Raw genomic sequence first — 25,623 nt, forward strand, 5'->3', positions numbered from 1 at the left:
TTTGCTATGCTAAAACACTGCGAAACGATTTAAGCAAGATAGAGAACGAATAAAGAGGCTGAAGCGAAAGTTTTTTAGTTGAAGGAAGATCCGAACGTAGGTTATATATATGTCGATACTTCTAGCGGTTGATTGAAGGACAAGGCGAAGACTCCTGCGGGAAAAGCGGAGCAGGTGAGACCCCGCAGGAGCGCAAGCGACGAGGAGGCTCACCTGCCGCCCGCGGAAAGCGAAGCCTTGCACGGAAATCACCCGCGGTGTATAAACGATCCATACTGGTTCCTTTATCCGTTTGTTCGACTTTAGACTAATTTAGTTATGCCTTAATCTCTTTGACGAAAAATAAATAAGTGCTTATTCAATTTCAATAAATAACACGTGAGCCATAGAATGAATTGATTTAATCAATTCTACTTTATTCCCTTTCTTTTTTGCTTTTCCTTTTATTTCAACAAAATAAAACAGTTCACCTTGATGATGGTCTCGGTGAATTTCATAGGATGAAATCATAATATTTTCCCTTTCAATCTTATCAAGAAGCTCATAAATATCCTCTTGATTCGCTGCACGAAACTTAATTAAAAGGGAATGAGTAGAAAGAGATGTAAACATCACGTTCAATATTTCTAAGCCAATCAGCACCAATATAGTTGCACTAATGCCGACTGTATACATACCCGCCCCAATGGTTAAACCAATTCCCGACGTTGCCCATACGCCTGCGGCTGTTGTGAGCCCTCTAATATGCTGCTTCTGAATAATAATCATACCTGCTCCTAAAAAACCAATACCGCTTACTACTTGTGCTGCAACCCGGCTCGGATCAAGGGCCATATGATCTTGATGACGCACATCTGAAAAGCCGTATTTCGAAATTAACATAATCAGCGTGCTACCGACAGCAACTAAAAAATGAGTGCGAAAGCCCGCTTCTTTTGCTCTAAATTCTCTTTCTAATCCAACCAAAGCTCCTAACAGACCGGATAGAGCTAGACGACTAATAAAAGCTGCGGTCATTTTCCCTCCCCCTTTCTCTTCCTCTTCATTTTTTCATAAACACACCTATTAACTATTTCTATTTTTGTTATAATTTACTATAACCATTTTTTGAAGTGGAGGCTAATCAAAGTGGGTAAAGTTATCGATTATTACAGCAGATTTGATGAGGGGGGAAGATTAGAACGCGAGCCTATTGAGTTTCAAGTAAAATTGCATTTTATAAACAGACGAAAACACTAATAATCACCTCTACCTATCATAGGATAAATAGAGGTGATTATTGATGAACCGTTTATTCACATGGAGTACGAGCACTTTGCTATGTTTGATGTACTTCTTTTTGATTCCCCTTCCCTCTTATGCAAGCGGTGACTCTTACTCTTCCTATGCGGAACTGCAGCAGCACGAGATTCTCCATCAAGACTATGATATTCGCTACGAACAGCGCTTTAGCTACCTATCCATTATGGCCATTCACGGCGGAGGAATTGAACCGGGCACATCAGAAGTTGCCAAAGAACTCGCCGATCGCTTTTCCGCTTCTTATTATTTATTCGAAGGCATCAAGTCCACTAACAACGGAGTTCTGCACATAACCTCAGAAAACTTTGACGAACCGATTGCTAGAGGAATGGCTCAGCAAAGTATGTCCGGCATGACGATTCACGGCTATAGCGGTAGTCAGCCTATCGTATATGTAGGCGGAAAAAATCAGCTTTATAAAGAGCTGGTAAAGCAATCGCTGCGCAAACACGGCTTTACAGTCCGTGACGCCCCTTCTGATATAACCGGAACAAGCGAGCAAAATATTGTGAACGATAATCTGTTAAAAGCTGGAGTACAGCTTGAACTGACGGCCGAACTAAGAAAATCATTTTTCGCAAACCACGACTGGTCGAGAAACAACCGCATGAATGTAACGCCGCTTTTCCATACATTTGTATCTTCCTTACAAGAAGCATCTTCTTCCTATCAAACTTTCCTTTACTTTCAAGTTCACTAACTTATCAACTCTTGCCTGTTCCTTGATTTCCAAACAAAAAAGCCAGCGCAGTCTGTATAATCAAACGCGCTGGTTCTTATCTATTTCTCTCGCTAAAATAGACCGTTTAAAGTCTTTTTGTTTAAAGAACTCTTTAATTTCACTTCTTATTGGACGAACCAAGCTTTAAACAGCGAATCTATGCCCGTTTTTATCTCTTCGTCAGATAGTCCGGCAAATCCAAGCAATACATAAGGCGTGTTGTTGTCACCGGCACTATGATAATAAATAGACGTTGGATAAATTGATACCCCTTGCTTGGCAGCTGCTTCAATTAGTTTCTGTTCATTCATTCCGTTTTTCACCTTAAGAAGAATATGCAACCCAGAATGTTCTCCAATAACATCTACACGTTCTCCCATAGTAGTAGTCAAGCAATCTAGCAGCAGGGCTTGTTTCTTGCGGTATGCTGTTCTCATTTTATTCAAGTGACGTTCCCAGTGCCCTTCTTTCATAAACAGAAAAAGCGTATGCTGATGAAGTCTTGAAACAGGCTGTTTAAAAAGTTCACAGTGCTTTACATAGCTTGGACGAAGCCGGTGTGGCAGCACGGCATAGCTTATTCGAAGAGAAGGCATCAAAGACTTTGAAAACGTTCCCGTATAAATAACGCGATCGTCTTGATCTAATCCTTGAAGTGCGGGAATGGGTTTTCCTTTATAGCGAAATTCCCCGTCATAGTCATCTTCTATAATATAGCCATTCGTTTCTGCCGCCCACTCTAGTAGTTCAAGTCTTCTTGCTATCGGCATGACCATACCAATGGGAAATTGATGAGACGGCGTAATGTATACGGCATCCGCTCCGCTTTCTTTCAGTTCCTTCACTTTCAAGCCAGAATCATCAAGAGAAACAGGGATCACTGACATACCTTGCTTTTGAAAAACGTGCCTCGTCCGGTGAAAACCCGGATTTTCAAACCCAATTATTTTTTCTTTCCCCAACGTGACAGAAAGCAGCCACATAAGATACTGCGTACCTGCACCTATCACAATTTGCTCCGCTGTGCAGCGCACTCCTCTTGAGTGGTAAAGGTATGCTGCAATTTCTTGGCGAAGAAGCAGTTCTCCCTCTGGATGTCCGCTGTAAAAAAGCTGGCTTTCACCATGATAAATAGCTTGCACCGTTAGTTTTTTCCACGTATTATACGGAAATTTCTCCACATCTATCTTTCCGTGGCTAAAATCAATAGCAGTCGATTTCCGTTCTTCTTGCGGGAAAGAGACATAGGCGGGAGGCTGTTTTTGAAGCACGACTTCATTTTTTATCTCTTTTACAAATGCTCCTTTCCTGGCTAGTATCTCGATATAGCCTTCAGCTTCTAACTGTACATAAGCTGCTTCAACCGTATTTTGGCTAATGCTTAAATGAAGAGCTAGCTTTCGTTTGGAAGGCAGTTTTTCATGAGGCGGAATGGTACCTTTTTGAATTTGTTTTTTTATGTAGATATAAAGCTGCATGTACAAGGGATCTGTTTTTCTTTTATCAAGCAAAGGCATTAACTCTAACATGGTGTTCGTTCCTTTCTAACTGATACTATTAAAATTACCGTTTCTGACACTTACTCTCCATTCAGTTTCTTTATAAACTGGACTATATCTTATCCTTCAAGGAGATGACACAATGACCATTATTTATAAAACCAATGTCTCAATCCGTGCAGAACAAGCCGCTGAAGTGTTTGTACATTCAGGTATTAAACGTCCTGCACAAGACCTTGATCGAATTCAAAGAATGCTTGATCACGCTTCTCTTACTATTACCGCTTGGAACGGCAGCGAACTCATTGGCATAGCCAGAGCGTTAACAGATTTTAGCTACTGCTGCTATTTATCGGATTTAGCTGTTGTAAAAGACTATCAAAAGCAAGGAATCGGTACACAGCTCATCAAACACGTTCAATCAGAAATCGGCGAAGAAACCGCGCTGATTTTACTTTCCGCTCCTTCTGCTATGAACTACTATCCAAAAGCCGGCTTTCATCAAATTGATAATGGATTTAAAATTGATAGAATTCGGTAGACGCGAAGAAAGGAGCTTCTCCTTTCTTTTTATCCAAACGCCTGAGCTGCTATAGCAAAAAGATTGCCCTGTCTAGCAGGGAGAGGATTGACACCATACGCCATAACAGGAGGCTCATTTTGAAGCTGAAATCCGTGATTTTCCACAAGTTTCTTTAACGTTTCCTCATGAGAAGACAGGTCAATTCTCAGCTTTTCTTTGTAATTCTTCGCTAGTTCATCAATGACTAGCATCGCTGCTTCAGCGTTTGGAGCAACTACGGGACCAATCACGATATTGCTCGGCGTACGAACCGCTAAACCATAGCCCGTCATTTTATTTTGTTCGTTTTGTAAGACAACTGCTTTTTCAGCTTGCTGAATTCTACTTTTTAAAAATAGCTTTCTATTATCTCCAAATGCTGCTTCATCAAGCTTTACAATCCCTTTGAAGTCACTTCTCTTTAGGGGTCGTGTATAAAATCCTGAAACTTTAAATGCTCTTGGTGTGTATTCACTGATTATGTATTTACTTACATAGTCCACGGTTTTAAACCCTGTTGTTTGATATAAGTGCTCACCTTCTTTTGTCGCAATTAAGTAGGCATTCATCTCAGGGGAAAGAACTTGCAGACAGTGCTTCATGAGCTGCCCGGCTAACCCTTGTTTTCGGTAATCTTTTCTCACAATCACCATTCCTATAAAAGCTGACTGATTTTTGTACGAAATTACGGCCACACTTGATACGATGTCTCCGTTCTCATTTCTATGACCAAATACGTCTCCAGATGAAAAAATCGTATGTAAATCTGCTTCACTATAATCCCATTTTTCCAGCTGCGATAACAGCAGCAAACCTTTTATGTCTTTTTCACTAAATGTTTCAATCATTTCTGCATATGTCCTCCCAACTTTTCGATGCACTGTGTGGCGTTAAAAAGCATAAAACTAACATACTCATCCACTTTCAATTACCGTTTAATCATTAACGAATTCTCTAACTAAATAGTACAGAATAAATAGAATATTTTCTACATTATTTATCCGTACCAATGATCCCTTAAAATAAACTAATCATTCACACATAAACTAATGAAAAAAGACCTCTTTCCAAGAAAGAGGTCTTTTCTGTTATTTCACTAGCTTTTGCTCAGCTGCAGCTGAACTTTGACTTCGTTTATGAAATCCTTTTGCGTAGTACGCGATAATAAGACCGATAAACCATAATGGTCCGATGACAACTGCAATTCTTGTATCTGGATTATATGCCATGAGAACCACTACCAGCGCTAGGAACGCAAGTGACACATAAGATGTTAACGGAAATAAAGGCATTTTGTATTTCAGCTTTGCCTCTTCACCTGTTTTTAACGTTTTGCGATATTTAATTTGAGAAAGCAAAATAATTCCCCATGTCCAAATCGCACCGAATGTTGCAATACTTGTTACCCACGTAAATACTTTGGCAGGCACAATGTAGTTTAACGCTACTCCGACTAATAGCGCACCTGCTGATGCCAAAACAGCTTTTCCCGGTACGCCGCCCTTTGTAAGCTGACCGTATCCTTTTGGTGCTTCTCCGTGTTCTGCTAAGTTAAACAGCATACGGCCTGTACTAAAAATACCGCTGTTACAAGAAGAAAGAGCTGCTGTTAGTACAACAAAGTTAATGATACCAGCCGCCGCTGGAATGCCGATTTTTTCAAATGTTAATACAAACGGGCTTCCCTGTGAACCAATCTCTTGCCACGGATAAATCGACATAATGACAAATAACGCACCGACGTAGAAAATCAGAATACGCCAAAAGACAGAATCAATCGCTCTTGCTAGAGATTTTTCGGGATTTTTCACTTCTCCCGCGGTAACGCCGATCATTTCAATTCCTAAATACGCAAACATGACCATTTGCAGCGACAGCAAAATACCTTTGAATCCGTTCGGGAACAGTCCGCCGTTGTCCCACAAGTTTTTGATACCAGTCGCAACGCCGCCGTTGCCGATTCCGAACACGATCATTAATAATCCAACGGCAATCATTAATACAATCGCTAAAATTTTAATAAGTGCAAACCAAAATTCCAGTTCACCATATGCCTTAACAGCTAAGAAGTTAACCGTTGTCATGATGACAAGCGCCGATAACGCCCAAATCCAGTTTGGTACATCCGGATACCAATACCCCATATAAATACCAACGGCTGTAATTTCAGCCATACATGTTACAACCCATAAAAACCAGTAGTTCCAACCTGTTAAATAACCAGCAAGCGGCCCTAAGTAGTCGCGTGCGTACTTGCTGAATGAACCTGCAACAGGTTTTTGAATCGCCATTTCTCCAAGTGCTCTCATAATAAAAAACATAATCATTCCGCTAAATCCGTACGCCAATAATATTCCTGGCCCTGCTAATTTAATAGCAGATGCAGATCCAAGAAACAGTCCTACCCCTATGGCTGCTCCTAAGGACATCAGCGTCACATGTCTTTCTTCTAACCCGCGTTTCAATTCTTTCCCCTGAGTTTTCCCCTGCATAAACGTCTCCCCTTTTTCCAATCTGTCAAAACGAGATGAACACAGCCTTTTTTGTTAGCGCTTTCATATAAATTTGTGCTAAAAGACAGCTAGGCTGTATATTTGTATTCTATCACCTTTCCCTCACTTTTCTTTTGTCGAAAAACAAAAAAATTATCTTATCATTTTGTTTAAACGCACAATTAGACATAGGCACTACTTTTTTACTATGTATTTATTATTGCACTTAAGTAATAGTATTTTTTAAAAATAGAAAAACGCCGACTCAACTCCGTCAGCGCATCGTTCATTTTATGCTTTTTTATAAAAACTAGCATTTATCTCGCGGGTTCAAAAGTTTTACAGCCAGGTTCTTCCGTTTCAGAAACATGGTGACTACTTTCAGGACTCACAACGTAAATGGACTCTGCACTGCATTTATTTCCGGATTTCCAATACATGCACTCATTCACTTCACACAATACACCTTGAGCCACTGTTATCCCTCCTTTGCTTGTCTTATCTATTTACTACCCGAAATATAACGATTCTAACATTTTCACGCAAAAAAACCGCTTGTTTCTCAAGCGGATCTTTTTATTGCGTGTGTTCAACATACTGTTTTTTAGCTAAATATAACTCACGGCTCAGCGTGATCCGCCGTTCTCTCAAGTGCCTTAAGTTAGCCTGAAATTGTTCGTTAGTTGGCTCTTCTTGAATTAAGCGATACGTAAAAGAAATATCTTCATTTAACTGTTTAAAATCTTCCCATATCTCTTGAACTAGAGCGGATTGTTTTTCTTCAAATGAACGATTTTGATGCGTTTTTAGCGCCGCTAAAATTTCCTGCTGCCACGTTTCGTCTTTTATTTCTTTTGCTAATAAGTATAGATCTAAATAATCATTAATGCATAAATTCGTTTGTGTATTATTCAATGTCATCACCTTTTCTATACGAAATGTTTCTTCCTAAGAAGAGGATTTCATCATAGAAAAAGATTCCTCTTCTTATCTGTCAGAGCTAGGCTATGCTGGAATTAGCACCATTCAATAATTGTGGTTGCTGAGGTTTCAAAGGGCCAGTCCCTCCACCTCTCTAGATAAGAATATTTCGTTTTTAAATTATTTCTGACTATTCTAATATGTTTTATAGGTTACGTCAATAGCTTTTCAATAAAAAGAAAAAAGAAGTAAAATATGGTATGCTTTCATAAAGGATGGTGAGCACATGAAACGATATATGTTATCTGCTTTTTTGGGAAGCTTGCTGCTGCTTCTCAGCATTGCCTTTTCATCTACTTTCCATATTGCAATTGTCAAAACAACCGGAAGTATTGGAGGGATTATTTTAGCAGCAGCGGCTTTGATTATGAACGCGCTTGAAGCCCCCCCCTCCTCAGACAATACAGCTGGAGGAGCCCTTGAAGTACTAGATAAAGGCGCTGTTTGGGCTACTTATTTACTTTTACTTTCATTACCGAACCTCATCGCATGTATAACATCTTATGTTTTATGGACTCGCTGACATTCATCAACGTTACGGACGTTTTGCCACTTGGAAGCTCATTGATATTTGTTTATCTACAAAGCCAAGTTCACGATACACATGCTGTGCAAAATTCCCAGCATGAACGCTGAGTCTGATTTCAGGGTATCCTTTGATAGACAATTCATCAATTGCTTTTTGCATTAACGGCTTGGCTAAACCTTGCCCGCGGTATTCGGGTACAACATATAATTCGTAGATAAAGCCAATTTCTTCTTTTGAAAAGAAGTCGGTAGATGGGCCGATAAGAACCCAGCCTGCGAGTTTATTTTCTTGTCTTAAAACTAAATAATAACAGCCTTTTTCAAAGGCACTACCAACTAGTTCATTTACGCGTTCAGCTGACGGATGAAACTGCTTCATCGTTCCTTCAAACAGCGCATCAGCAGATTTCGTCCGAATTTCCTGTAATTCTTCTTCAGTAGCTTTTGCAATCATTATGGATCTCTCCTTTCGTGTTCGTTTTCCACATGCGAGGATAAATTCCTGCAAAAAAAGTCTTCGCCTAAGCGAAGACTTTTATTTAAATTCAAAATGTTCTTGATGATTGCCTCGTTCGTCCGTCCAGTTAATCATAATGTCTAAACTTGCCGCTTTTCCAGGAACAGCAAAATTCGCGTAGCGAAAACGCTGACCGCTTTTGCTTAAGTTAGACCTTTCAATAGGAGAAAACAAGCTGTATTTCGCCTTATTTTTTCCTTCGTGCCGAAAAGCTTGGACCTGCACGCGCTCTACGTCTTTTCCAATGTTTTCAACGGTTAATCCATATGTATGATAGACATTATTTTTCCACTTTAGCTGATTATCTCCCGTCATGCTCGCTTTTGTCAGTTCAACCGACCATTGTTCAGATGATTTCTTCATTGGAAGCTTCTCAATCGAAAGAGCGCTGACATGAATGGCTGCAAAAGCAAGCCAAACAAAACAAAAAGTGCTGACTGTATAAAATAGTCTTTTCATAGATTTTGATCTCCTTAGAAATTTTAGTAGTAGCATTTCCTGTTCACTCAAAAATTATGATAAACGCTTTAACAAAAAAAGCCTCTCCATTTAGGAGAAGCTTCTTAAATTAATGCATAAGCAAATCTTTTTGTTTGTCTAATGAGTGTTTTGTATATAAATCTCTTTCAATCGCATATTTAGGACGCTGTTTCACTTCGTTAAAAATCTTGCCAATGTATTCTCCGACAAGACCCATTCCCATTAGCTGCAAGCCGCCTACAAGCCAAATTGATAAAATAAGAGACGTCCAGCCGATTTGCGTATGATCTAAATATTTTTGAATCAGCGCATAAATACCAAACGCAATACTAAAGAGAAAAGAAGCTCCTCCAAGCAGCGTCAATAAGCGTATCGGCGCTACGCTAAAAGATGTAATTCCATCAAATGCAAAAGCAAGCATTTTCTTTAACGGATATTTTGATTCGCCCGCTGTCCGTTCTTTGCGGTCATATGTGACTTCCGTGGAGCGAAATCCTACTAATGGTACAAGGCCTCGTAAAAAGACGTTGCCTTCTTTATATTTCATAAGTTCACCAAGAGCACGTTTGCTCATGAGACGAAAATCGGCGTGATTTTGAACGAGCTGAATTCCTAGCTTATTCATAAAACGGTAAAACCCTACTGCCGTGGTTCGTTTAAAAAATGTATCAGTTTCTCTGCTGTCTCGAACACCATATACGACTTCATACCCGAGCCAATATTTCTCTATAAAAGTACGAATAACGCTGATATCATCTTGTAAATCTGCGTCAATGGAAATGACGCAGTCAGATTGCTTATGGGCTGCTTCTAGTCCTGCGAGCAAAGCATTTTGATGTCCTACATTCCGCGCTAGCTTCAACCCTTTTACAAACAAATTGCTGCAGCTTTCTTTTTCAATAAGCGACCACGTGCTGTCTTTGCTTCCATCGTCTACAAATAAAATGGTACTTTCACTTGATACAAGACGTTCATTTATCAGTTCTTTTACTACAGTAGTTAATTGAAAAGATGTTTCTGTGAATACTTCTTCTTCGTTGTAACATGGAACAACAATCGTTAAAATAGGTCTGTTCATGTTATTGCCCCCTTACTTTGCTTCATATACATACACTTTCCAAGCGGACTGTTTATCGTTAAACGCTTTTAAAAAGTGCAAACCGTCACTTTCAGCATTTTCGATTGGCACAGCTGAAAAGATATAGCGACCGCCCATTTTTTTAAATTGGCTGATATTAAGCTGCAAATGACGGATTTTTTTCGTTGAGTCTTTTCGGTAATCATATTTTTTCCCTAGCTCGCTAACAAACACATAGCAGCGGTTGCCCCAGTGATCATAGTAACTTTCTAACTTTTTATTTTTATCAAGCTCTTTGGCAATGATTTTGCGAAACTCATGTTTATACGTTAACGGATAGAAGTTGTTATACGTATCGAGCGTATAAAAGCCGTTATACTGAGCAATTGATGGATGAAGCCCAATGCTTGCTACCCGATAAGATGATTTAGGTTTCCCTATATATCTGCTGATTTCATCGAATTGATGGACAGCATAAAATTCTTTGACTGACGGCTCGTGATTGTAGCGATAATAAAGCTCAGGGTTCGCTATAAATAACACAAGCAGCTGTAAAATCAAACACACCCACACAAACTTTTTCCACGCCTTGCTCCGTTTCCATAAAACATAGCTGCCAACTGCAAACATCAAATAAATAATGAGCGGGCGTAAAAAATGAAATCTAGCAAAGTTAAACGTATTAAAAAGCTGATATTTTTCTTTTAACGGCTCCCATCCTTTATAAAACCAAAACGCATACCAAATCGACAGTAGTAGATTAAGGATAAATAACTGCAAAAACGTTTTTTCAAGCTTCCCCTTCTGATTCCGAGCAACGATCCAAAGTACGATAAAAGAAAGCGGTAAAATCACAAAGGTATGAAGCGTCATTACATGCGTATGCCCAAGCGTATAGTTCTTAAAAGCAAGGCGAACGGAATGTCCGAAACTTAGAGTAGAGCTTAAAAATTCATTTCGACTCGTCGGGGCCTCGGGAAATAAAAGAGAATCAACAAGACGGTATTCAATGAGCAGAAAGACAGCGGTCATCGCTGCAATACTGCTTAAAAAAGGAATATTCCAAACTCGTTTTTTAACTGCATCTCTTAGCCACAGCATTCCCATCGCCGTTAAAAAGAAGAAAAATCCTAGAACAAAGCTCGCGTAAAACGGAAGTAATAAAAGAGTAAGCCATTCCTTCCACGTTCCTTCGCGGTTTCGAATGGTTAAAAACGCCCACAGCGCCAGCGGCTGTCCTAATGTACTCAGCATGCCCGAAGGCCAAAATGGCGTAAGTGCAAAAGCAAGTGATACAAGCACTCGAATCGCATAAGCATCCTCACTTTTAATAAAATGCTTTTTTAATAATAAGTACATTCCAATTAAAGCAAATACGCGCGTGATCGTTTGGCTGAGACTGTACGCAAGCATGGTCGGAAATAAACCATACAGCCACTGAATACCGCTAAATTCTGTTCCAAACGTATTCCTCGGCAATCCATTAATAATTTGAGGTAATACGGCATGACTGGAGCCAAACAGCTCTCCGCTTCGATGCAGAACTTTATACCACGTAATATTTGAGTCTAAATTATCGTGCACGCGTATATGTGAATTTTCCCCGAGCAAAAACATAGGGGATACATACGCAAGCAGCAAAAGGAAAGCGATAATAAGCAATGTTTTTTCTTTATTCATAGCTGTTTCTTTCTTCATCTGTTAACACCTATTTCCATTTCATAATTGCTAGAAGCTAATCGTGTACGACGACTGCTTCTTTTTTTGTATTGAATACAAAGTATTTTTGACCCGTATAATTTAAAAGCGTATACAGACCTGTTCCGATTAATATACCGACGTCTTTTTTGAACGGACGCACAGCAGCAGGAAGTTGATGCAATAACCAGCTGGAGAACTGCAGTCCAATATAGTAAGACAAGCCGTAGCAAACGCCGATAACCAAAATAAAACGCAGTATGCTTGTAGATAAATGAACTCCGCTTTTAAACGTAAATATTCGATTTAACACGTAGCTGACGACTGCTCCTGCTGCGTTTCCGATAAACGTTGCTGCCCAGTAATGATGAAAAATATGAAGCAGCACATACATAATGGAAAGACCTACTGCTGTATTGACCAGTCCCACTACTAAAAAACGTACAAAAGATCCTTTCATACAAACTCCTTTTGATTTTTGATACTTTCATTAAAATTACATATTATGACTTTAAATACAGTTTCAGTGTAGCAACTCCACTTAAAAATCTAATGAAAATAACATTAAAAACAGATGAAAAAAAGCTAAAAGAATCAATAAAAATCAGGATTCTTTTAGCTATTTAGTAGAGCCTTCAATGATTAATTTTTGGTCGCTTTGATTGTCAAACGCATCCACTGCCGCTACTTCTATTTGATACGCAGTATGAGGCTGTAAACCTGATAACGGAAGACTTAGAACATCCGGAACGGGATCGCTGTAGTATTGAGAAAATGCATTATATGTTTTGACCACTTCTCCAGTTTGTTTATTTTTGACGGTAATGCGATAAGAATGAACCATCAGATTATCCACCGCTTGCGTAAACTGGATATACAGCTGATTCGATGAAGCTTTTTCTTGTATAACAGAAATAGTAGAGCTTGGGAGAAAAATCGGTTTTACTAAATCTCGTTCATTCGTGTAGTGAAACTTTTTTGCATCTGCAGGTATGTTAATTTCCCACGCTTCTCCTGTCCACTTATTTGCGTGAAAATCTCGCCTTTTAACGACTACTTTTCGATTATAAACCTCTACAAGAAGACCTTGACTCACATCTCGGTAGCCAGGAGGAAGTTCACCTTGTAAATATCCGGCACCAGGCCATATATACCGAACAGAAGACGTTGCAAGAGATGTAAAATCTCTTTGAAAAATAGTACGAGGATCGTCCAGCGGATGGTGGGTATGACCAGAAAATGTAATGACTTGCGGATAAGGTTTTAACGTATTGTAAAGAAGCTGTTCATTCACTTCTATCCCCCATCTGTTTTTCCCGTACAGTGTATTGTTAATAGGCTGATGAATAAAGACAAAAATCGGTTTTTTAGGATCGTCTCGCTTTGCTATCTTCAACTGTTCAGCAAGCCAGTTAATTTGTTTGACTGAATAATCACCCGCGGTCAGACGGCTTTCTGTTCCAAGCATGATAAAATGATATCCTTTTATCACTTGATGAAAATAAAGAGCTTTCATTTTAGTTTTAGATAAAAAACGCTGCTGCGCTTGCTGATTAGTTACGCTGTCCCTGTATTCATGATTACCAATCGTAAAAAGAGATACGGCCTGCGGCTGTTTATTTTGATTATAAATAGAAAAAAAGCGGTCGTATTCTTTTAACGCGCCGGTATCAGCCAAATCTCCTACTACTACAAATGCATCTTGTTTCGGTGCCTGTTCATTTAATTGCGTTAATGCATGTTGAAAAGTACGCAAATCAAGCGTTCCTGTTTCCTTAATATGAACATCACTGATCACAGGAAAAACTAGCTTTGGTTCGATGTATCCGCTTCGTCCGCTCTTCTCTTCGGCTCGTACGTTTAAGGTAATACCGCATATAAGAACACTTATTAATACTAAAGCGAGCCAGTCTTTTTTCAGCGTTTCCATAAAACCGCCGAGCATGATGCTTCCTCCTTTCTTCACTGCTGCGTCTCAGTCATTTTCTCTACGTGTATGAGCTTTTATTTTATGTAATTTCAAAATATCTAATCGTATAGTTTCAATATTTCTTTTCGTGTTTGCACACACTATGTTCACAATCAATTCATTACACTTTTCCTAGTCATAGTGGTATGATTTTCGTATATTACAGACTAATTGTTGAAAATGTAGGAGTGAATATTTTGAAAACGGTCGCTGTTATTGGAGGAGGAATTACGGGCTTAACCACTCTGTACTATTTGCAGAAACTAAAACGAGAACGTAATCTCCCGGTTAAATTATTATTACTAGAGAAACATGCCCATTTAGGAGGGAAAATCAATACGCGTGAAGCTGGGGAATTTATCATGGAAACAGGGGCGGATTCTATTGTAGCTCGAAAAGAAAACGTTATGCCTCTGCTAGAAGAGCTGTACTTAACAAACGATTTAGTATATAACGAAACGGGCAAATCGTTTATTTACTCTGCTAATGAGCTGCTTCCAATTCCTGAAGATACCATGTTCGGTATTCCAACAAGCGTGGAATCTCTTTTTAAAAGCGAGCTGATTTCTTCAAAAGCTAAAATTACAGCTTTAAAAGACTTAATCACTAAAAATACAACGTTTACGAAAGACAGCTCAATCGGACTCTTTTTAAAACATTTTTTAGGAGAAGAGCTAGTAGAAAAGCAAATTGCACCTATTTTATCCGGCGTCTACTCTGGCGATTTAGACAAACTTACGATTTCTTCGACTCTCCCGTATCTGCTCGACTACAAAAACACGTACGGCAGCATCATCAAAGGAATGGGAGCCAATGAAAAAAAATTCAAAACGGTAGGAAATAAAAAATTCATTTCGTTTAAACAAGGTTTATCAACGATTATTCACCGCTTAGAAGAAGAGCTTTCTGATGTAACGATTTTAAAAGATACGCCAACTACCAGCATAAAACGGGACGGTGAACGCTACCAAATCAGCACGCCGGGGCAAGCCTATTCAGCAGATTATGTGGTGTTAGCTACACCGCACACGGCTGCTCAGCACCTGTTGAACGATCCCGAATTAAACGAAGACTTTGAGCAGTTAAAAGATTCTTCTCTCATTAGCGTATACATCGGCTATGACGTTCCAGACGAATACCTTCCCGCTGAAGGCACTGGATTTATTGCCTCTCAATCAAGCAACTTAATCGCCAATGCCTGCACGTGGACGAGCAAAAAATGGGCTCACACTTCTAAGCGAGGGAATTTGTTAGTTCGCCTGTTTTATAAAAGTACGAGTCACCACTTTGACAGCCTGCGGACGATGTCAAAAGAAGAGCTGCTAGCAGTGGCACAAAAGGACATTGAAAACAGCTTAGGAATCAAAGAGGAGCCTATTGAAAGCGACGTAACCAATTGGGATAAATTGATGCCTACCTATCACCTTAAACACGGTGAACTTGTACGCAGCTTGACTCAAAAATTCCATGACAAGCACCCCGCTATTACATTAGCTGGCTGTTCTTACTATGGAGTAGGCATTGCAGCGTGTATAACAAACGGCAAACAAACGGCTGAAGCTATCTCTCAACAGTTGACTTAAAAAAGGTTTGAAAACAATAAAAGGCCTGAAAATAAATATATTATTTTCAGGCCTTTTATTACCTTTTCGTTAGCATATAAAGCTACTTTCCTTACTATTAACAACTCTTTTATCGCTTTTCTTTTTGCAAAGCAGCAGTAGCAAACAATACAAGATAGCGCTCGTCTGAAGTTAATCTAAGCCAATGTTTCACTTTATATCTCACAGGTTTCCGCTCCCTTCTTTCAAGGTTTTATATGAAAAGACTTTATATAAAAATTCAATAACGATAAGAAATGATGCTTGATATGTATTTTATTCCCACGCCCGCTTGTTTACAAACTTTTTTAAACGTAAGACTCTTCGTTTATTTCCCTGAAAATAACACCGTTTTCGCCATTATCATCTTACTATTTGAGAAAAAAGTGTACATTTCTTTCCTATTTTGACGAACATTGCGATAAATAAAAGCTGCCAATTGCGGCAGCTTTTATGTTAAAGGACTAATCTAATTATATTGCCTGATGGATCTTTTGTGATGAAATCTTGGTTTTCTTTAGACACAGCTGCTCCGATTTCACGAAGCTTATTTATTGCCTGCTCCCTTTCTTCTTCAGCTGGAAAAACAAGTGTAAATGACTCTAAACCAACGCTGCTTTCAAGAGGACTAGGCGCTCCAATTCCATTCCAAACGTTTAGTCCGATGTGATGATGATAGCGCCCAGTTGAAATAAACAATGCTTGATTATGGTAATTGCTCACAACCTCAAAACCTAATCCATTTCGATAAAAGTTTTCCGTTTGCTCTAATTCAGAAACGTGAAGATGAATATGTCCCATTAAGGTAGCAGAAGGTAATCCTGTCCATGGTTTACCGTTTCCTTCAGCTAATATCGCTTCTGCATCTAAAGGTTTTGTAGCCATTACTACTTCACTGTCATTCCATTCCCATGTACTTGACGGACGATCTCGATAAATCTCTATGCCGTTTCCATCTGGATCTGCCAAGTACAGCGCTTCGCTCACTAGATGATCAGACGCCCCTTGAAGCGGATAACCGCTATTTAACAAATGCTGCAGTATACTTCCTAAATCAGAACGAGTCGGCAACAATAGAGCAAAATGATATAAGCCTGTTGTACGAGGCTGTTTTGCTGTAACGTTTTCCGGCTGTTCAATCGATAACAGCGCCGTGCGTCCATCAGCTGTTAACAGAGCTTTGTTCTCTTTTCTCCCTAAAAGTTTAAACCCGATTATTTGCTGATAAAAAGCAAGTGAACGCTCTAAATTTTCTACTTTTAAATTTACTTTCCCAACAAATACATGAGGTGCACGGTGAAAGTTCATGATTATTTCTCCTTTTGAATGTATCATTTTTTAATCAACTTACTTTATGTAACTTATTATATTTTTATAACTTTATTTCGTCAAGTTATTTATTTTACTATCATAACTTAAAACTTATATCACTGCACAACCAATTGAATAAGCCCGCCTGCTCATAACATAGTATGAACAGGCGGGCTTATTTATCATTAGGCATAAACTATCAAAACAGTTCTCTGCTTTTGCGTTTGACATTTCCATTAACAAAATACTGTATTCTCTCTTTTTGCTCATTTGTTGGTTTTTTATACGTTTCACATTCAAACTGAAAACATGCTTTTTCTAAATCGACTTCATTTCCTACAATTTCTCCAATCGCACTCAATTGGTTTAAATCTTGCCAAAGTTCCTCAGGAGTTTCAGGGTCAAAATGAGATGAGAGATAATACTGCGCATCATATTTTTTAAGCTCTCTCTGAATCCGCTCAAAGTCTTCTTTATCATAACTCCAGTCACCGCTATAAAAATCTGGACATAGACAATCACCTAAAAACAGGACTTTTTCTTGAGGTATGTAGACAATGGACGAGTCCTGCGCGTGTACTCCGCCAATATGCTGAATGCAACAAGTGATTCCACCTAGGTCAACTTCCATATGATGATGAAACGTTACGTCCGGCTCCTGTAAAATTAACGTCTCTCGACTCGGCATTTCTTTCTTGATCATATCCCGGCAAAACTCGATTTCCTCCCCCTCCTGGACGCGTTTATCCAAGGAATCATCGTCCCAGCGCAGTGTCTTTAAATAGGCCAGCTTTTTCTTTGTTAAATGATGGCTGATTGTATACTTATTCATTGCATGAATACCAAATGTATGATCCCAGTGCCAATGCGTAATAGCTACTCCTTTGATTGGAGGGACGCCCATTTTTTCCACTTCTTCTAAAAATGATGATGCATGCGCAGGAGAATTCCCGGCATCTACGATGAAACTATACTTCTCCCCGCAGATAAGCCCGAGCACCGGCCGATCCGTTTCTTCAGAATGAGGAAAGTAATAAACATGGTCCGTTAGTTTTTTCAGCATATTTACACCCGCTTTATGTAGTTTAATAAAAGCCTCTTTACCAAATGGTAAATAATGATAAATAAACTGTATCATACTCGGTGCTGCTTGCCTATCCAATTAGCTGATATTGGACTTTTCTTGAAGAGCCATGACTTTTTCCGGCTCTGCTGCTTTGTACTTTAAGAAGATCATCACACTAATCATCACAATCATTCCTCCCACTAGCTGAGAAACAGTTGTCATTTCTCCAAGCAAGAAATAAGCGAGAATGATGGCACCAATTGGCTCGCCTAAAATAGCCATTGAAATTGTCGTAGCACCTACGTACTTTAACAGCCAGTTAAATAAGGCATGACCAAAAATATTAGGAATAAGCGCTAAAAGCAAAAAGATCCACCAATCTTTTATGTCATATTGAGTCAGCGATACATTTGTACAAATATTGTAGACAAATAGAACCAGGCCACCGATAAAAAAAACGGCGAAGCTATAGATGATTGAAGGCATTTTCCTGCATAATTCTTGCCCCGCGAGCATATGAACAGAAACAGCTACTGTACCTAAAATAGAAAGTAAGTCTCCGTAAAGAGCCGTTTTGGTTACTCCGATATCTCCCGATGCAATAATTACCGAGCCGCTAACAGCAATTAAAATGCTGATGATTCCTACTTTGCTTGTTTTTTCTTTAAATAAAAAATAAGCTCCTATCACTACGAAGACCGGCTCAAGCGCAGTCAAAATCATAGCGCTAGCAACTGTTGTATGTGAAAAAGACTCCATCCAAAACAGAAAGTGAAGCCCTAAAAACACGCCTGATACAGCTAGCATTAGCCATTCTTTTACCGTGCTGTTTTTAAAAAGAATTTTCATTTGCCTCCATGGTAAAAACGGTAAAAATAAAAGGACCGTAAACAGCAGTCTATACATTCCTAAAATAGAAGCAGGCGCGTCCGACCATTTAATTAAAATAGAAGAAAAAGAAACGGCTAATACACCGATTAAAAGAAAGACAGGAGGCGGTAAAGGAAGAGTTGATTTATTCATGCCATTACTCCTTTTAGAATCTCTTTTTTCATATTTACTACGGGAATATCCACTCCGTCTCTATGTACGATTTCTTTTTGCTCTATGTAAAAGCCGATTGATTCATACAAAGCTATATTACGAAAAACACTCATTCTCACCTTGCATAATAAACTTTCCTTGCCACACTCTTTGGCGTATGTTTCTAACCATTGAATAAGCTGTTTAGCCATTCCTTTTCCTTGAAAAGCAGGAATAACAGACAGGCGATAAAAATATAAGCTTGTTTCTTCTAGCGTAAAACGCGCCATCGCTACCGGCTTATTTTCGACGTATAACATGACAGCTTTTTTTCCGTGCTTTAACGATTGCATAATAGATTCTATTGTTTCATCAAGAGCACTGGACGGTGGGACAGAATCGCGATAGACGGAGAAGGCTTGCAGCATAAGATCATGAACTGTAGCAGCGTCCTCCGGCTGTGCTAAACAGTACTTCATAAATTTTCACCCTCTTTCTATAAAAATTAAGTATATCGAATTATTATACAACACCACCTATTTTTTTCCTACACTTTTATTGATTTTTATTAAGGAGAATAACCTCTTTTTACGCTTTTACACCTTCTTAACTTTACTCCATTAATCTATTAATTCATTAGCACACACTCTTGAGAACTTTTTGTCGAAATGGTTAAAATTCTGTTGGGAGGGAATCATCATGACATTTTCTTGGCTTATACCTTACATAGCCGTGTCACTTATCATTGTCTTAATACCAGGACAAGACATGATTTTCGTAATGACACAAAGTATTGCTTCAGGCGTCAAAGCAGGCATCAAAACCGTATTAGGATCTATTACGGGAACATTTGTACATACTCTTTTAGCCGCAGTGGGGCTATCTATTATCTTTCAAAAATCAATTATTGCCTTTACGATTCTAAAGGTTATAGGTGTTCTGTACCTGCTGTTTTTAGCCTACCAATCGTTTCGCGAGAAAAGCGGTTCGTTGGAATTAACAGAAAACGTTCAGCAGCACCATCACTTTAGAAAAGGATTTGTTAGCAACTTAACCAATCCAAAAGTAGCTATTTTCTTCATTACGTTCTTACCGCAGTTTGTTAATTCGTCTCTTGGACATGTAAGTTTGCAAATGATTTTGTTTGGTATCATCTTTATCGCCGAAACGCTCATCATCTTTTCACTTATTGCGCTATTTGCTTCTGGCCTTGGGAAAAAAGTCAAAAAAAGCCGTATCTTTCAGCACACATTAAAATATGTAAAAGGAACGGTTTTTGGCGTACTTGGCCTAAAACTTTTATTTTCTAGCAACAATTAAGTAAAACAAACTGAAATTTCTTTCACCCCTGCTGTTATCGCCTTTTCATACCCGCTTCATTTGTCATATCACCCTATTTTTCCATGTGAGGTTAGTTGACAAAAGACCAAAATTATTATTTTATATATATATAAGGTTCAGATTTAGCAACAAGATTCGACAAGGATAATGAAGAAAAACAGCGGGGAAATAGGGAGATCTATCTAAATAGAGGGAAAATTCTATAAATTCACGTTTTTTATTATTATTCTACTATAATTCATGAAGAGGTGAAACTATGCAAGAAGTAGTTCAAGGTTTTGTTAGTTCAATCAACGAATTTCTTTGGTCCTACTTACTGATTGCGATGCTGATTGCATTTGGTTTGTTTTTTACATTCAGGTCAAAATTTTTACAAATTCGGTTATTAAAAGAAATGATTCGTGTGTTAAAAGAAGGTGCGGATAGCTCTTCTAAAGACGGAATTTCGCCATTCCAAGCGTTTTGTATCAGTATGGCAGCCCGCGTTGGTACGGGGAACATTACAGGTATTGCGATTGCGATCGCTTTAGGGGGACCTGGTGCTGTATTTTGGATGTGGGTGCTTGCCGTTATTGGCTCAGCTTCAGCATTTATCGAAAGTACATTAGCACAAATATACAAAGTAAAAGACAAAGACGGCGGCTTTCGAGGCGGACCGGCTTACTATATGGAAAAAGGGTTAAAGAAGCGCTGGATGGGCGGACTGTTTGCTGTCTTAATCACTTTATCATTCGGCTTAATTTTTAATGCTGTACAATCGAACACGATTACTCTTGCGTTTGAAAATGCGTTCGGAACAAATCGTTTAGTGTTAGGAATTATTATGACAGTGGCTTTCGCTGCCATTATTTTTGGCGGAGTTAAGCGTATTGCAAAAATGTCAGAATACATTGTTGTGGTACTAGCTGTTGCCTATATTGCAGTAGCACTTTTCATTATTATCATGAACATTCAAGAGATGCCTTCTCTTATTGCGTTAATCGTTAAAAATGCATTTGGTTTCGATCAAATTGCCGGCGGTTCTCTTGGAGCAGCTCTTATGCAAGGAATTAAACGCGGATTATTCTCAAACGAAGCTGGTATGGGTAGTGCTCCAAATGCAGCCGCAGCTGCAACAACAAGCCACCCGGTAAAGCAAGGATTGATTCAAGCATTTGGTGTATTAACAGATACGCTTATTATTTGTAGTAGTACTGCCTTTATCATTTTGCTTTCAGGTACTTATACAAATAAAAATTTAAGCGGTATTGAGTTAACACAAGCTGCTTTAAGCACTCACATTGGCTCTTGGGCAACAGGTGCTCTTGCAATTATGATTTTCCTATTTGCTTTTAGTACATTAATCGGTAACTACTACTACGGAGAAACAAATATTGAGTTCTTGAACACAAATAAAGCTTGGCTAGTAACTTACCGTGTTGCTGTACTTGCAATGATTGTGTTCGGTTCTATTTCTCAAATTCAGCTTGTATGGGATTTAGCAGACCTGTTTATGGGCTTGATGGTAGTAGTCAACTTAATCGCGATTCTCTTGCTCTCGAAAATTTCTTTTGCAGCACTGAAAGATTATCTTGCTCAAAAGAAAGCTGGAAAAGACCCTGTCTTCTACCAAGACAGCATTTCTGGACTTGATAATATTGATGCATGGGATCATTCAAAAGATAAATCTAGCTCGAAAGAAGCGATCTAATAAAAAAAGCCGTGAATATTCACGGCTTTTTTTATTGTGCAAATTTACTTCTTTTTCTTTCTTCTAGTGAAGCAGTCTAAGACTAACCAAATACCTATAGTATAAATAAATCACGTCGTACGGAATCCAGTAGGAAAAAAATGTCCAGCCGAGATTCCATCCGTTTCCGTATGTAACTCTTTCCATATGCACATACGTTCCTTCTAAACATGTTGTAAACAGCGCAATAAGAAAAATAAAAAAATGAGGCTTTCCAATTCGCTGGATTAAAAAAATCATATAGCTAGCCAATACAGGATAGACGCCTAAATTAAAAGGCAGCGCTTCTAATGCTTCATTTTCTAAAGAAGTCCGGAGTTTCCAAAAACCATAATAGCTCCCTAATTCATTGATAACGATTGCTAAAATGCAAAAAGCAGTTCCTACTAAAGGCAGTAAACGACGATTTTTAGGATGTAAATAGAACGTTCCAAAAATCCAAGGTAAAACAAACGCCAGCGCTATATTGATAAGCAAAAATATCCGACCTTTTTCTTTCTAGTATGCCACACCGTTTCTTTTTCTAATCATCTCGTTATCTTGAACGCAGCAAGCGTAAAAGCACCTTATCCCTCGTCATTAAAACAGAGTGCTTACTTTATGATTACTATGGTTCCTCCCTTACTTCTTCCATTTATTTTAATGAAACAAATTCAGCGTCTTTTTTCTCGTAATAGTTTTGAACTAAACGCCCTGATAAAGCAGCTAATACCTGCTGAAATAACATCCCCAGTACGACGGGTACAGCAACGGGAGCTGGAAAATAAGATACGGCTAACACGGCTCCGGCGCTAATATTTCTCATGCCTCCGCAAAACGTAAGCGTCACAACTTTTGCTCGGTCCCATCTTAGCCATTTGCCAATCATCCAGCTGAAGAAATAACCAGCTGAACTCATTAAAAAGACGATCACGATAATAAACAGCAGTTTTTTATCAATATGTTTTAAATAAGGTGCAATTACTCCCCCGTTTATCATAACCATCACACTTAGCCCTATTTTCGAAACAGGTGCCAGCTTTGGTCCTAATGTCTGCTTAATTGTTCCTTTTGTATATTGATTTAAGCACATGCCTAACAAAGATGGAAGGACAATCATAAAACACAAATCTTTGACTAACTTTAGCGCTTCCAAATGCACGGTGTCTCCAACTACCAATAAAAGTGTATAAGGAACGATAAGCGGCGCCAAAAGAGTATCAATTAAAATAATGGATAGCGCAAGAGGAATGCTTCCTTTGTAAATCGAGACCCATATAAAACTAGTCACTCCTGTTGGAATGATCGCTGCTAGCAAAAGACCTGTGCTTGTAAATACATCATGTGGAAAAATCACTTGGCCAACGCTCCAAGCCCACGCTGGCATAAAAATATGTAAAACAAACAGGGCCATAATGATTGGAAATGGACGGTGTATCGTGGCATTTAACTGGTGAAAATTTGAATTCAAACTTCCGGCAAACGTCATTAATGCAAAAAGCCATGGAATTAAGAAGGCATACTGACTTAATGACGAACCGATAAGAACTCCTATGAGCAAGCTGACCGGCGTAATAAACGGCATCAATTTTTCTAGCATTCTATTCAATTGACTTAACAAAACTTCTCCCTCCAACGAACGTTTTCAATAAATAAGAAGATACATTAACGTTTATAATATCACCTATTTATTATACAACTTATTTTCAGACTGTTGTCTGTCTCTTTTACTAAAAAGAGATATATTCATAATTATCACTTAAATAGATTTAAAGGTATTTTTGTGCTATTTTAATAGGGAAGAAGCTTTTAAAAAGCATGAATTTAGGGTAAAGAACACTCTACATAGAAATGCTTTCGATCGACGGATATAAATGGACTGTAGCACAGTTTTGGTAATTAGGAGGATTGTATGGATTTTTTGAAGTCTCTATCATCGTTAGATGATTGGAAAAAAATCGTGATTGCGATTGGGATCTTTTTGATCTTTTTAATTCTTCGCAAGCTTTTCACGACTTATTTGTTTAAGTTTATTATTGGTTTTGTCAAAAATAAAAAAATCAATTTAATTACGAGCGTTTTGGAAGCTTTTGAAAAGCCGCTGCGCTGGATTTTTGTAATTATTGGTTTCAAGCTTGCTCTTCCCTATCTTCCCTTTGATGTTTTAACAGCCGACACGGAAAGACATTTAGTTCGTTCAGCTTCTGTTGGCCTTGCAGGATGGGGCTTGTATAATTTAGCTGCTTCTACCAATTTATTTTTTGCAACGTTTGCCAAAAATTTCGATATCCAAGTGGATCGAATCATTATTCCTTTTATTGAAAAGTTCATCCGCATCGTTGTTGTTATGCTTTCTATCTCCATCATCGCAGAAGAGTGGGGTTTTAACGTAAACGGCTTTGTAGCGGGTCTTGGTTTAGGTGGCCTTGCTTTTGCCCTAGCCGCTAAAGACACCGTTAGTAATTTATTCGGCGGAATTGTGATTATTACCGAAAAGCCTTTTACCATTGGAGATTGGATTAAAACACCGAGTGTTGAAGGCGTTGTAGAAGATATTACGTTTCGAAGCACCAAAATTCGAACGTTCGCTCAAGCAGTCGTAACGGTTCCAAATGCTACTCTTTCTAATGAACCTATTATTAACTGGGCTAAGATGGGAAAACGTCAAATTGCCTTTCATTTAAACTTGAATTATAATACACCAAAAGAAAAGTTAGAAACCGTAGTGACAAGAATTAAAAAGATGCTGACGGAGCACGAAGAAATTCACAATGAAACGATTCTTGTAAATTTTGACGGCTTTTATGAATCCAGTCTAAATATCTATCTGTATTTCTTTACAAATACAACCGTTTTTGCTGATTATTTAGATGTAAAAGAAAATATAAACTTCGAAATTATGGACATTCTTGAAGAAGAAGGCGTAGAATTTGCTTTCCCTACGCGCACACTCATCGTTGAGCAGGACGGAAAGCTTTCTGGCAATCCAAAAGAATTTCTAGAAAGTGCTCGAAGCTAAAAAAAGCTGACTACTAAGTCAGCTTTTTTTCCTTTCTTTTTTAGTTTGAAATGAACATTTGAGTCCAGTAATGACCGTAGCTTCCACCTTTAGCGTAACCTACTCCAATTTCGGTAAATTGACTCGATAGTATGTTTTTACGGTGACCTTCGCTATTCATCCATGCGTTAACCACTTCTTTTGGAGTTGCTTGTCCAGCAGCGATATTTTCACCTGCTGTACTGTATGTAATACCAAAGTTTTTCATCATGTCGAACGGACTTCCATATGTAGGCGATGTATGACTGAAATAATTTTTATCAATCATATCCTGCGATTTATAGCGAGCAACGCGAGCTACTTCCCAATTAGACTTTAAAGGCTTAAGTCCTACTTTAGCACGTTCTTGATTCACTAGCTGAACTACTTGCTCTTCGTATGAACTTCCTGCTTTATCGGTTGGAATAGTAATTTTCTGTCCCGGATAGATCGAATTAGGATTTTTAATAGCAGAATTCGCTTCAATCAGCTCGGAAACGCCAACCTGATATTTTACTGCTATTTTCCACATCGTATCTCCCGATTGAACGGTATGTACGGTTGCTGCTTGCGCAGTGTTATTAAGACCAAAAGCTAGAGTGACAGACAACAGTGTTACTAATAAAAGTTTTGATAGAGTTTTCATACTTTTATTAAAGCAAATTGATTTTAAGATTCATAGCGGTAATATTATCCCTTAGTTCCATCA

General features: G+C 38.6%; 27 protein-coding genes and 1 riboswitch. Of the genes, 8 read left to right on the forward strand and 19 right to left on the reverse strand.

The window, feature by feature from the left end; genetic code table 11:
* The first annotated feature begins 128 nt into the window (after positions 1-128).
* Entirely contained in the window at positions 129-311 is a 183-nt protein-coding gene (locus tag ACFX4G_RS24850; RefSeq protein WP_340446821.1) for a hypothetical protein, read from the forward strand.
* Positions 312-354: 43 nt separating this feature from the next.
* Here ACFX4G_RS24850 and ACFX4G_RS24855 read toward each other — a convergent pair whose 3' ends face one another.
* Positions 355-1,017 carry an MgtC/SapB family protein gene (locus ACFX4G_RS24855; protein ID WP_377577673.1) on the reverse strand — a complete coding sequence of 221 codons (663 nt, stop codon included), beginning with the start codon at positions 1,015-1,017 and terminating at the stop codon, positions 355-357.
* A gap of 265 nt (positions 1,018-1,282) precedes the next feature.
* On the opposite strand from ACFX4G_RS24855, the gene ACFX4G_RS24860 reads away from it, so the two are divergent.
* On the forward strand, positions 1,283-2,002 hold the full coding sequence (locus ACFX4G_RS24860) for a poly-gamma-glutamate hydrolase family protein (protein ID WP_043978320.1): 720 nt from the start codon (positions 1,283-1,285) through the stop codon (positions 2,000-2,002).
* A gap of 146 nt (positions 2,003-2,148) precedes the next feature.
* On the opposite strand, the gene pdxR is transcribed toward ACFX4G_RS24860, so the two are convergent.
* Positions 2,149-3,552 (reverse strand): MocR-like pyridoxine biosynthesis transcription factor PdxR, encoded by a 1,404-nt coding sequence (gene pdxR, locus ACFX4G_RS24865; RefSeq protein WP_043978318.1) that lies wholly within the window; start codon positions 3,550-3,552, stop codon positions 2,149-2,151.
* Positions 3,553-3,664: 112 nt separating this feature from the next.
* Between pdxR and ACFX4G_RS24870 the strand changes: the two genes are divergently transcribed.
* Positions 3,665-4,063, forward strand: a complete 399-nt coding sequence (locus tag ACFX4G_RS24870; protein WP_043978316.1) for a GNAT family N-acetyltransferase — start codon at positions 3,665-3,667, stop codon at positions 4,061-4,063.
* A gap of 29 nt (positions 4,064-4,092) precedes the next feature.
* Here the strand turns inward: ACFX4G_RS24870 and ACFX4G_RS24875 are convergent, their stop codons facing one another.
* The 4 genes from ACFX4G_RS24875 to ACFX4G_RS24890 all read right to left on the reverse strand — a co-directional run bounded on the left by ACFX4G_RS24875 (position 4,093) and on the right by ACFX4G_RS24890 (position 7,491).
* Positions 4,093-4,932 carry a GNAT family N-acetyltransferase gene (locus ACFX4G_RS24875; protein WP_043978314.1) on the reverse strand — a complete coding sequence of 280 codons (840 nt, stop codon included), beginning with the start codon at positions 4,930-4,932 and terminating at the stop codon, positions 4,093-4,095.
* 240 nt (positions 4,933-5,172) lie between these two features.
* Positions 5,173-6,576, reverse strand: a complete 1,404-nt coding sequence (gene alaP / locus ACFX4G_RS24880) for an alanine permease AlaP (protein ID WP_028410948.1) — start codon at positions 6,574-6,576, stop codon at positions 5,173-5,175.
* A gap of 317 nt (positions 6,577-6,893) precedes the next feature.
* Positions 6,894-7,052 (reverse strand): DUF1540 domain-containing protein, encoded by a 159-nt coding sequence (locus tag ACFX4G_RS24885; protein WP_016765258.1) that lies wholly within the window; start codon positions 7,050-7,052, stop codon positions 6,894-6,896.
* Positions 7,053-7,152: 100 nt separating this feature from the next.
* Complete coding sequence (locus ACFX4G_RS24890; protein WP_043978312.1) at positions 7,153-7,491, reverse strand: hypothetical protein; 339 nt, start codon at positions 7,489-7,491, stop codon at positions 7,153-7,155.
* A gap of 69 nt (positions 7,492-7,560) precedes the next feature.
* Positions 7,561-7,662, reverse strand: a riboswitch (SAM riboswitch).
* Positions 7,663-7,783: 121 nt separating this feature from the next.
* Here ACFX4G_RS24890 and ACFX4G_RS24895 point away from each other — a divergent pair.
* On the forward strand, positions 7,784-8,080 hold the full coding sequence (locus ACFX4G_RS24895; protein ID WP_377577678.1) for a hypothetical protein: 297 nt from the start codon (positions 7,784-7,786) through the stop codon (positions 8,078-8,080).
* Positions 8,081-8,092: 12 nt separating this feature from the next.
* On the opposite strand, the gene ACFX4G_RS24900 is transcribed toward ACFX4G_RS24895, so the two are convergent.
* The 6 genes from ACFX4G_RS24900 to ACFX4G_RS24925 all read right to left on the reverse strand — a co-directional run bounded on the left by ACFX4G_RS24900 (position 8,093) and on the right by ACFX4G_RS24925 (position 13,803).
* Positions 8,093-8,539, reverse strand: a complete 447-nt coding sequence (locus ACFX4G_RS24900; RefSeq protein ID WP_043978308.1) for a GNAT family N-acetyltransferase — start codon at positions 8,537-8,539, stop codon at positions 8,093-8,095.
* Between the two features lie 81 nt (positions 8,540-8,620).
* On the reverse strand, positions 8,621-9,061 hold the full coding sequence (locus ACFX4G_RS24905) for a hypothetical protein (RefSeq protein WP_253351767.1): 441 nt from the start codon (positions 9,059-9,061) through the stop codon (positions 8,621-8,623).
* A 109-nt stretch (positions 9,062-9,170) separates the two neighbouring features.
* Positions 9,171-10,160: a glycosyltransferase family 2 protein gene (locus tag ACFX4G_RS24910; RefSeq protein ID WP_043978303.1), complete on the reverse strand. Its 990-nt coding sequence runs from the start codon at positions 10,158-10,160 to the stop codon at positions 9,171-9,173.
* Between the two features lie 12 nt (positions 10,161-10,172).
* Positions 10,173-11,858: a DUF6044 family protein gene (locus ACFX4G_RS24915; protein ID WP_097824431.1), complete on the reverse strand. Its 1,686-nt coding sequence runs from the start codon at positions 11,856-11,858 to the stop codon at positions 10,173-10,175.
* Positions 11,859-11,895: 37 nt separating this feature from the next.
* A complete protein-coding gene (locus ACFX4G_RS24920) occupies positions 11,896-12,318 on the reverse strand; it encodes a GtrA family protein (RefSeq protein ID WP_013084632.1) in 423 nt (140 codons plus the stop codon).
* A gap of 159 nt (positions 12,319-12,477) precedes the next feature.
* Positions 12,478-13,803, reverse strand: coding sequence for a metallophosphoesterase (locus ACFX4G_RS24925; protein ID WP_043978299.1), 1,326 nt, complete (start codon positions 13,801-13,803; stop codon positions 12,478-12,480).
* A gap of 221 nt (positions 13,804-14,024) precedes the next feature.
* Here ACFX4G_RS24925 and ACFX4G_RS24930 point away from each other — a divergent pair, with 221 nt between their 5' ends.
* Entirely contained in the window at positions 14,025-15,410 is a 1,386-nt protein-coding gene (locus ACFX4G_RS24930; protein WP_377577682.1) for a protoporphyrinogen oxidase, read from the forward strand.
* 474 nt (positions 15,411-15,884) lie between these two features.
* Here ACFX4G_RS24930 and ACFX4G_RS24935 read toward each other — a convergent pair whose 3' ends face one another.
* From ACFX4G_RS24935 to ACFX4G_RS24950, 4 genes are all read right to left on the reverse strand, one after another.
* Positions 15,885-16,736 (reverse strand): VOC family protein, encoded by an 852-nt coding sequence (locus ACFX4G_RS24935; protein ID WP_230184501.1) that lies wholly within the window; start codon positions 16,734-16,736, stop codon positions 15,885-15,887.
* Between the two features lie 202 nt (positions 16,737-16,938).
* Positions 16,939-17,877, reverse strand: a complete 939-nt coding sequence (locus ACFX4G_RS24940) for an MBL fold metallo-hydrolase (RefSeq protein ID WP_043978291.1) — start codon at positions 17,875-17,877, stop codon at positions 16,939-16,941.
* A 24-nt stretch (positions 17,878-17,901) separates the two neighbouring features.
* Entirely contained in the window at positions 17,902-18,828 is a 927-nt protein-coding gene (locus ACFX4G_RS24945) for a DMT family transporter (RefSeq protein WP_230184503.1), read from the reverse strand.
* Positions 18,825-19,307 (reverse strand): GNAT family N-acetyltransferase, encoded by a 483-nt coding sequence (locus ACFX4G_RS24950; protein ID WP_230184504.1) that lies wholly within the window; start codon positions 19,305-19,307, stop codon positions 18,825-18,827. The genes ACFX4G_RS24945 and ACFX4G_RS24950 overlap by 4 nt, the downstream gene beginning before the upstream one ends.
* 220 nt (positions 19,308-19,527) lie before the next feature.
* On the opposite strand from ACFX4G_RS24950, the gene ACFX4G_RS24955 reads away from it, so the two are divergent.
* Both ACFX4G_RS24955 and ACFX4G_RS24960 read left to right on the forward strand, forming a co-directional pair.
* Entirely contained in the window at positions 19,528-20,148 is a 621-nt protein-coding gene (locus tag ACFX4G_RS24955; protein ID WP_377577686.1) for a LysE family translocator, read from the forward strand.
* 277 nt (positions 20,149-20,425) lie between these two features.
* Positions 20,426-21,859: an alanine/glycine:cation symporter family protein gene (locus ACFX4G_RS24960; protein WP_043978284.1), complete on the forward strand. Its 1,434-nt coding sequence runs from the start codon at positions 20,426-20,428 to the stop codon at positions 21,857-21,859.
* Positions 21,860-21,922: 63 nt separating this feature from the next.
* Here ACFX4G_RS24960 and ACFX4G_RS24965 read toward each other — a convergent pair whose 3' ends face one another.
* Entirely contained in the window at positions 21,923-22,375 is a 453-nt protein-coding gene (locus ACFX4G_RS24965) for a CBO0543 family protein (RefSeq protein WP_377577689.1), read from the reverse strand.
* Between the two features lie 157 nt (positions 22,376-22,532).
* Positions 22,533-23,498, reverse strand: coding sequence for a bile acid:sodium symporter family protein (locus ACFX4G_RS24970; protein ID WP_043978279.1), 966 nt, complete (start codon positions 23,496-23,498; stop codon positions 22,533-22,535).
* 291 nt (positions 23,499-23,789) lie between these two features.
* Here ACFX4G_RS24970 and ACFX4G_RS24975 point away from each other — a divergent pair, with 291 nt between their 5' ends.
* Entirely contained in the window at positions 23,790-24,896 is a 1,107-nt protein-coding gene (locus ACFX4G_RS24975) for a mechanosensitive ion channel family protein (protein ID WP_043976672.1), read from the forward strand.
* A 40-nt stretch (positions 24,897-24,936) separates the two neighbouring features.
* On the opposite strand, the gene safA is transcribed toward ACFX4G_RS24975, so the two are convergent.
* Positions 24,937-25,560, reverse strand: coding sequence for a SafA/ExsA family spore coat assembly protein (safA, locus tag ACFX4G_RS24980; RefSeq protein WP_078082276.1), 624 nt, complete (start codon positions 25,558-25,560; stop codon positions 24,937-24,939).
* Positions 25,561-25,623: the final 63 nt, after the last annotated feature.

It is taken from the genome of Priestia sp. YIM B13486, assembly GCF_042787865.1.
GTDB classification, from domain to species: domain Bacteria; phylum Bacillota; class Bacilli; order Bacillales; family Bacillaceae_H; genus Priestia; species Priestia megaterium.

Coding starts and splice junctions, on each gene's coding strand:
- ACFX4G_RS24960 (WP_043978284.1), top strand. CDS start 20,426: ATGCAAGAAGTAGTTCAAGGTTTTGTTAGTTCAATCAACGAATTTCTT.
- ACFX4G_RS24925 (WP_043978299.1), bottom strand. CDS start 13,803: ATGCTCGGCGGTTTTATGGAAACGCTGAAAAAAGACTGGCTCGCTTTA.
- ACFX4G_RS24910 (WP_043978303.1), bottom strand. CDS start 10,160: ATGAACAGACCTATTTTAACGATTGTTGTTCCATGTTACAACGAAGAA.
- ACFX4G_RS24975 (WP_043976672.1), top strand. CDS start 23,790: ATGGATTTTTTGAAGTCTCTATCATCGTTAGATGATTGGAAAAAAATC.
- ACFX4G_RS24905 (WP_253351767.1), bottom strand. CDS start 9,061: ATGAAAAGACTATTTTATACAGTCAGCACTTTTTGTTTTGTTTGGCTT.
- ACFX4G_RS24945 (WP_230184503.1), bottom strand. CDS start 18,828: ATGAATAAATCAACTCTTCCTTTACCGCCTCCTGTCTTTCTTTTAATC.
- safA (WP_078082276.1), bottom strand. CDS start 25,560: ATGAAAACTCTATCAAAACTTTTATTAGTAACACTGTTGTCTGTCACT.
- ACFX4G_RS24870 (WP_043978316.1), top strand. CDS start 3,665: ATGACCATTATTTATAAAACCAATGTCTCAATCCGTGCAGAACAAGCC.
- ACFX4G_RS24940 (WP_043978291.1), bottom strand. CDS start 17,877: ATGATACAGTTTATTTATCATTATTTACCATTTGGTAAAGAGGCTTTT.
- ACFX4G_RS24860 (WP_043978320.1), top strand. CDS start 1,283: ATGAACCGTTTATTCACATGGAGTACGAGCACTTTGCTATGTTTGATG.
- pdxR (WP_043978318.1), bottom strand. CDS start 3,552: ATGTTAGAGTTAATGCCTTTGCTTGATAAAAGAAAAACAGATCCCTTG.
- ACFX4G_RS24915 (WP_097824431.1), bottom strand. CDS start 11,858: ATGAAGAAAGAAACAGCTATGAATAAAGAAAAAACATTGCTTATTATC.
- ACFX4G_RS24950 (WP_230184504.1), bottom strand. CDS start 19,307: ATGAAGTACTGTTTAGCACAGCCGGAGGACGCTGCTACAGTTCATGAT.
- ACFX4G_RS24935 (WP_230184501.1), bottom strand. CDS start 16,736: ATGAACTTTCACCGTGCACCTCATGTATTTGTTGGGAAAGTAAATTTA.
- ACFX4G_RS24955 (WP_377577686.1), top strand. CDS start 19,528: ATGACATTTTCTTGGCTTATACCTTACATAGCCGTGTCACTTATCATT.
- ACFX4G_RS24855 (WP_377577673.1), bottom strand. CDS start 1,017: ATGACCGCAGCTTTTATTAGTCGTCTAGCTCTATCCGGTCTGTTAGGA.
- ACFX4G_RS24900 (WP_043978308.1), bottom strand. CDS start 8,539: ATGATTGCAAAAGCTACTGAAGAAGAATTACAGGAAATTCGGACGAAA.
- alaP (WP_028410948.1), bottom strand. CDS start 6,576: ATGCAGGGGAAAACTCAGGGGAAAGAATTGAAACGCGGGTTAGAAGAA.
- ACFX4G_RS24920 (WP_013084632.1), bottom strand. CDS start 12,318: ATGAAAGGATCTTTTGTACGTTTTTTAGTAGTGGGACTGGTCAATACA.
- ACFX4G_RS24895 (WP_377577678.1), top strand. CDS start 7,784: ATGAAACGATATATGTTATCTGCTTTTTTGGGAAGCTTGCTGCTGCTT.
- ACFX4G_RS24875 (WP_043978314.1), bottom strand. CDS start 4,932: ATGATTGAAACATTTAGTGAAAAAGACATAAAAGGTTTGCTGCTGTTA.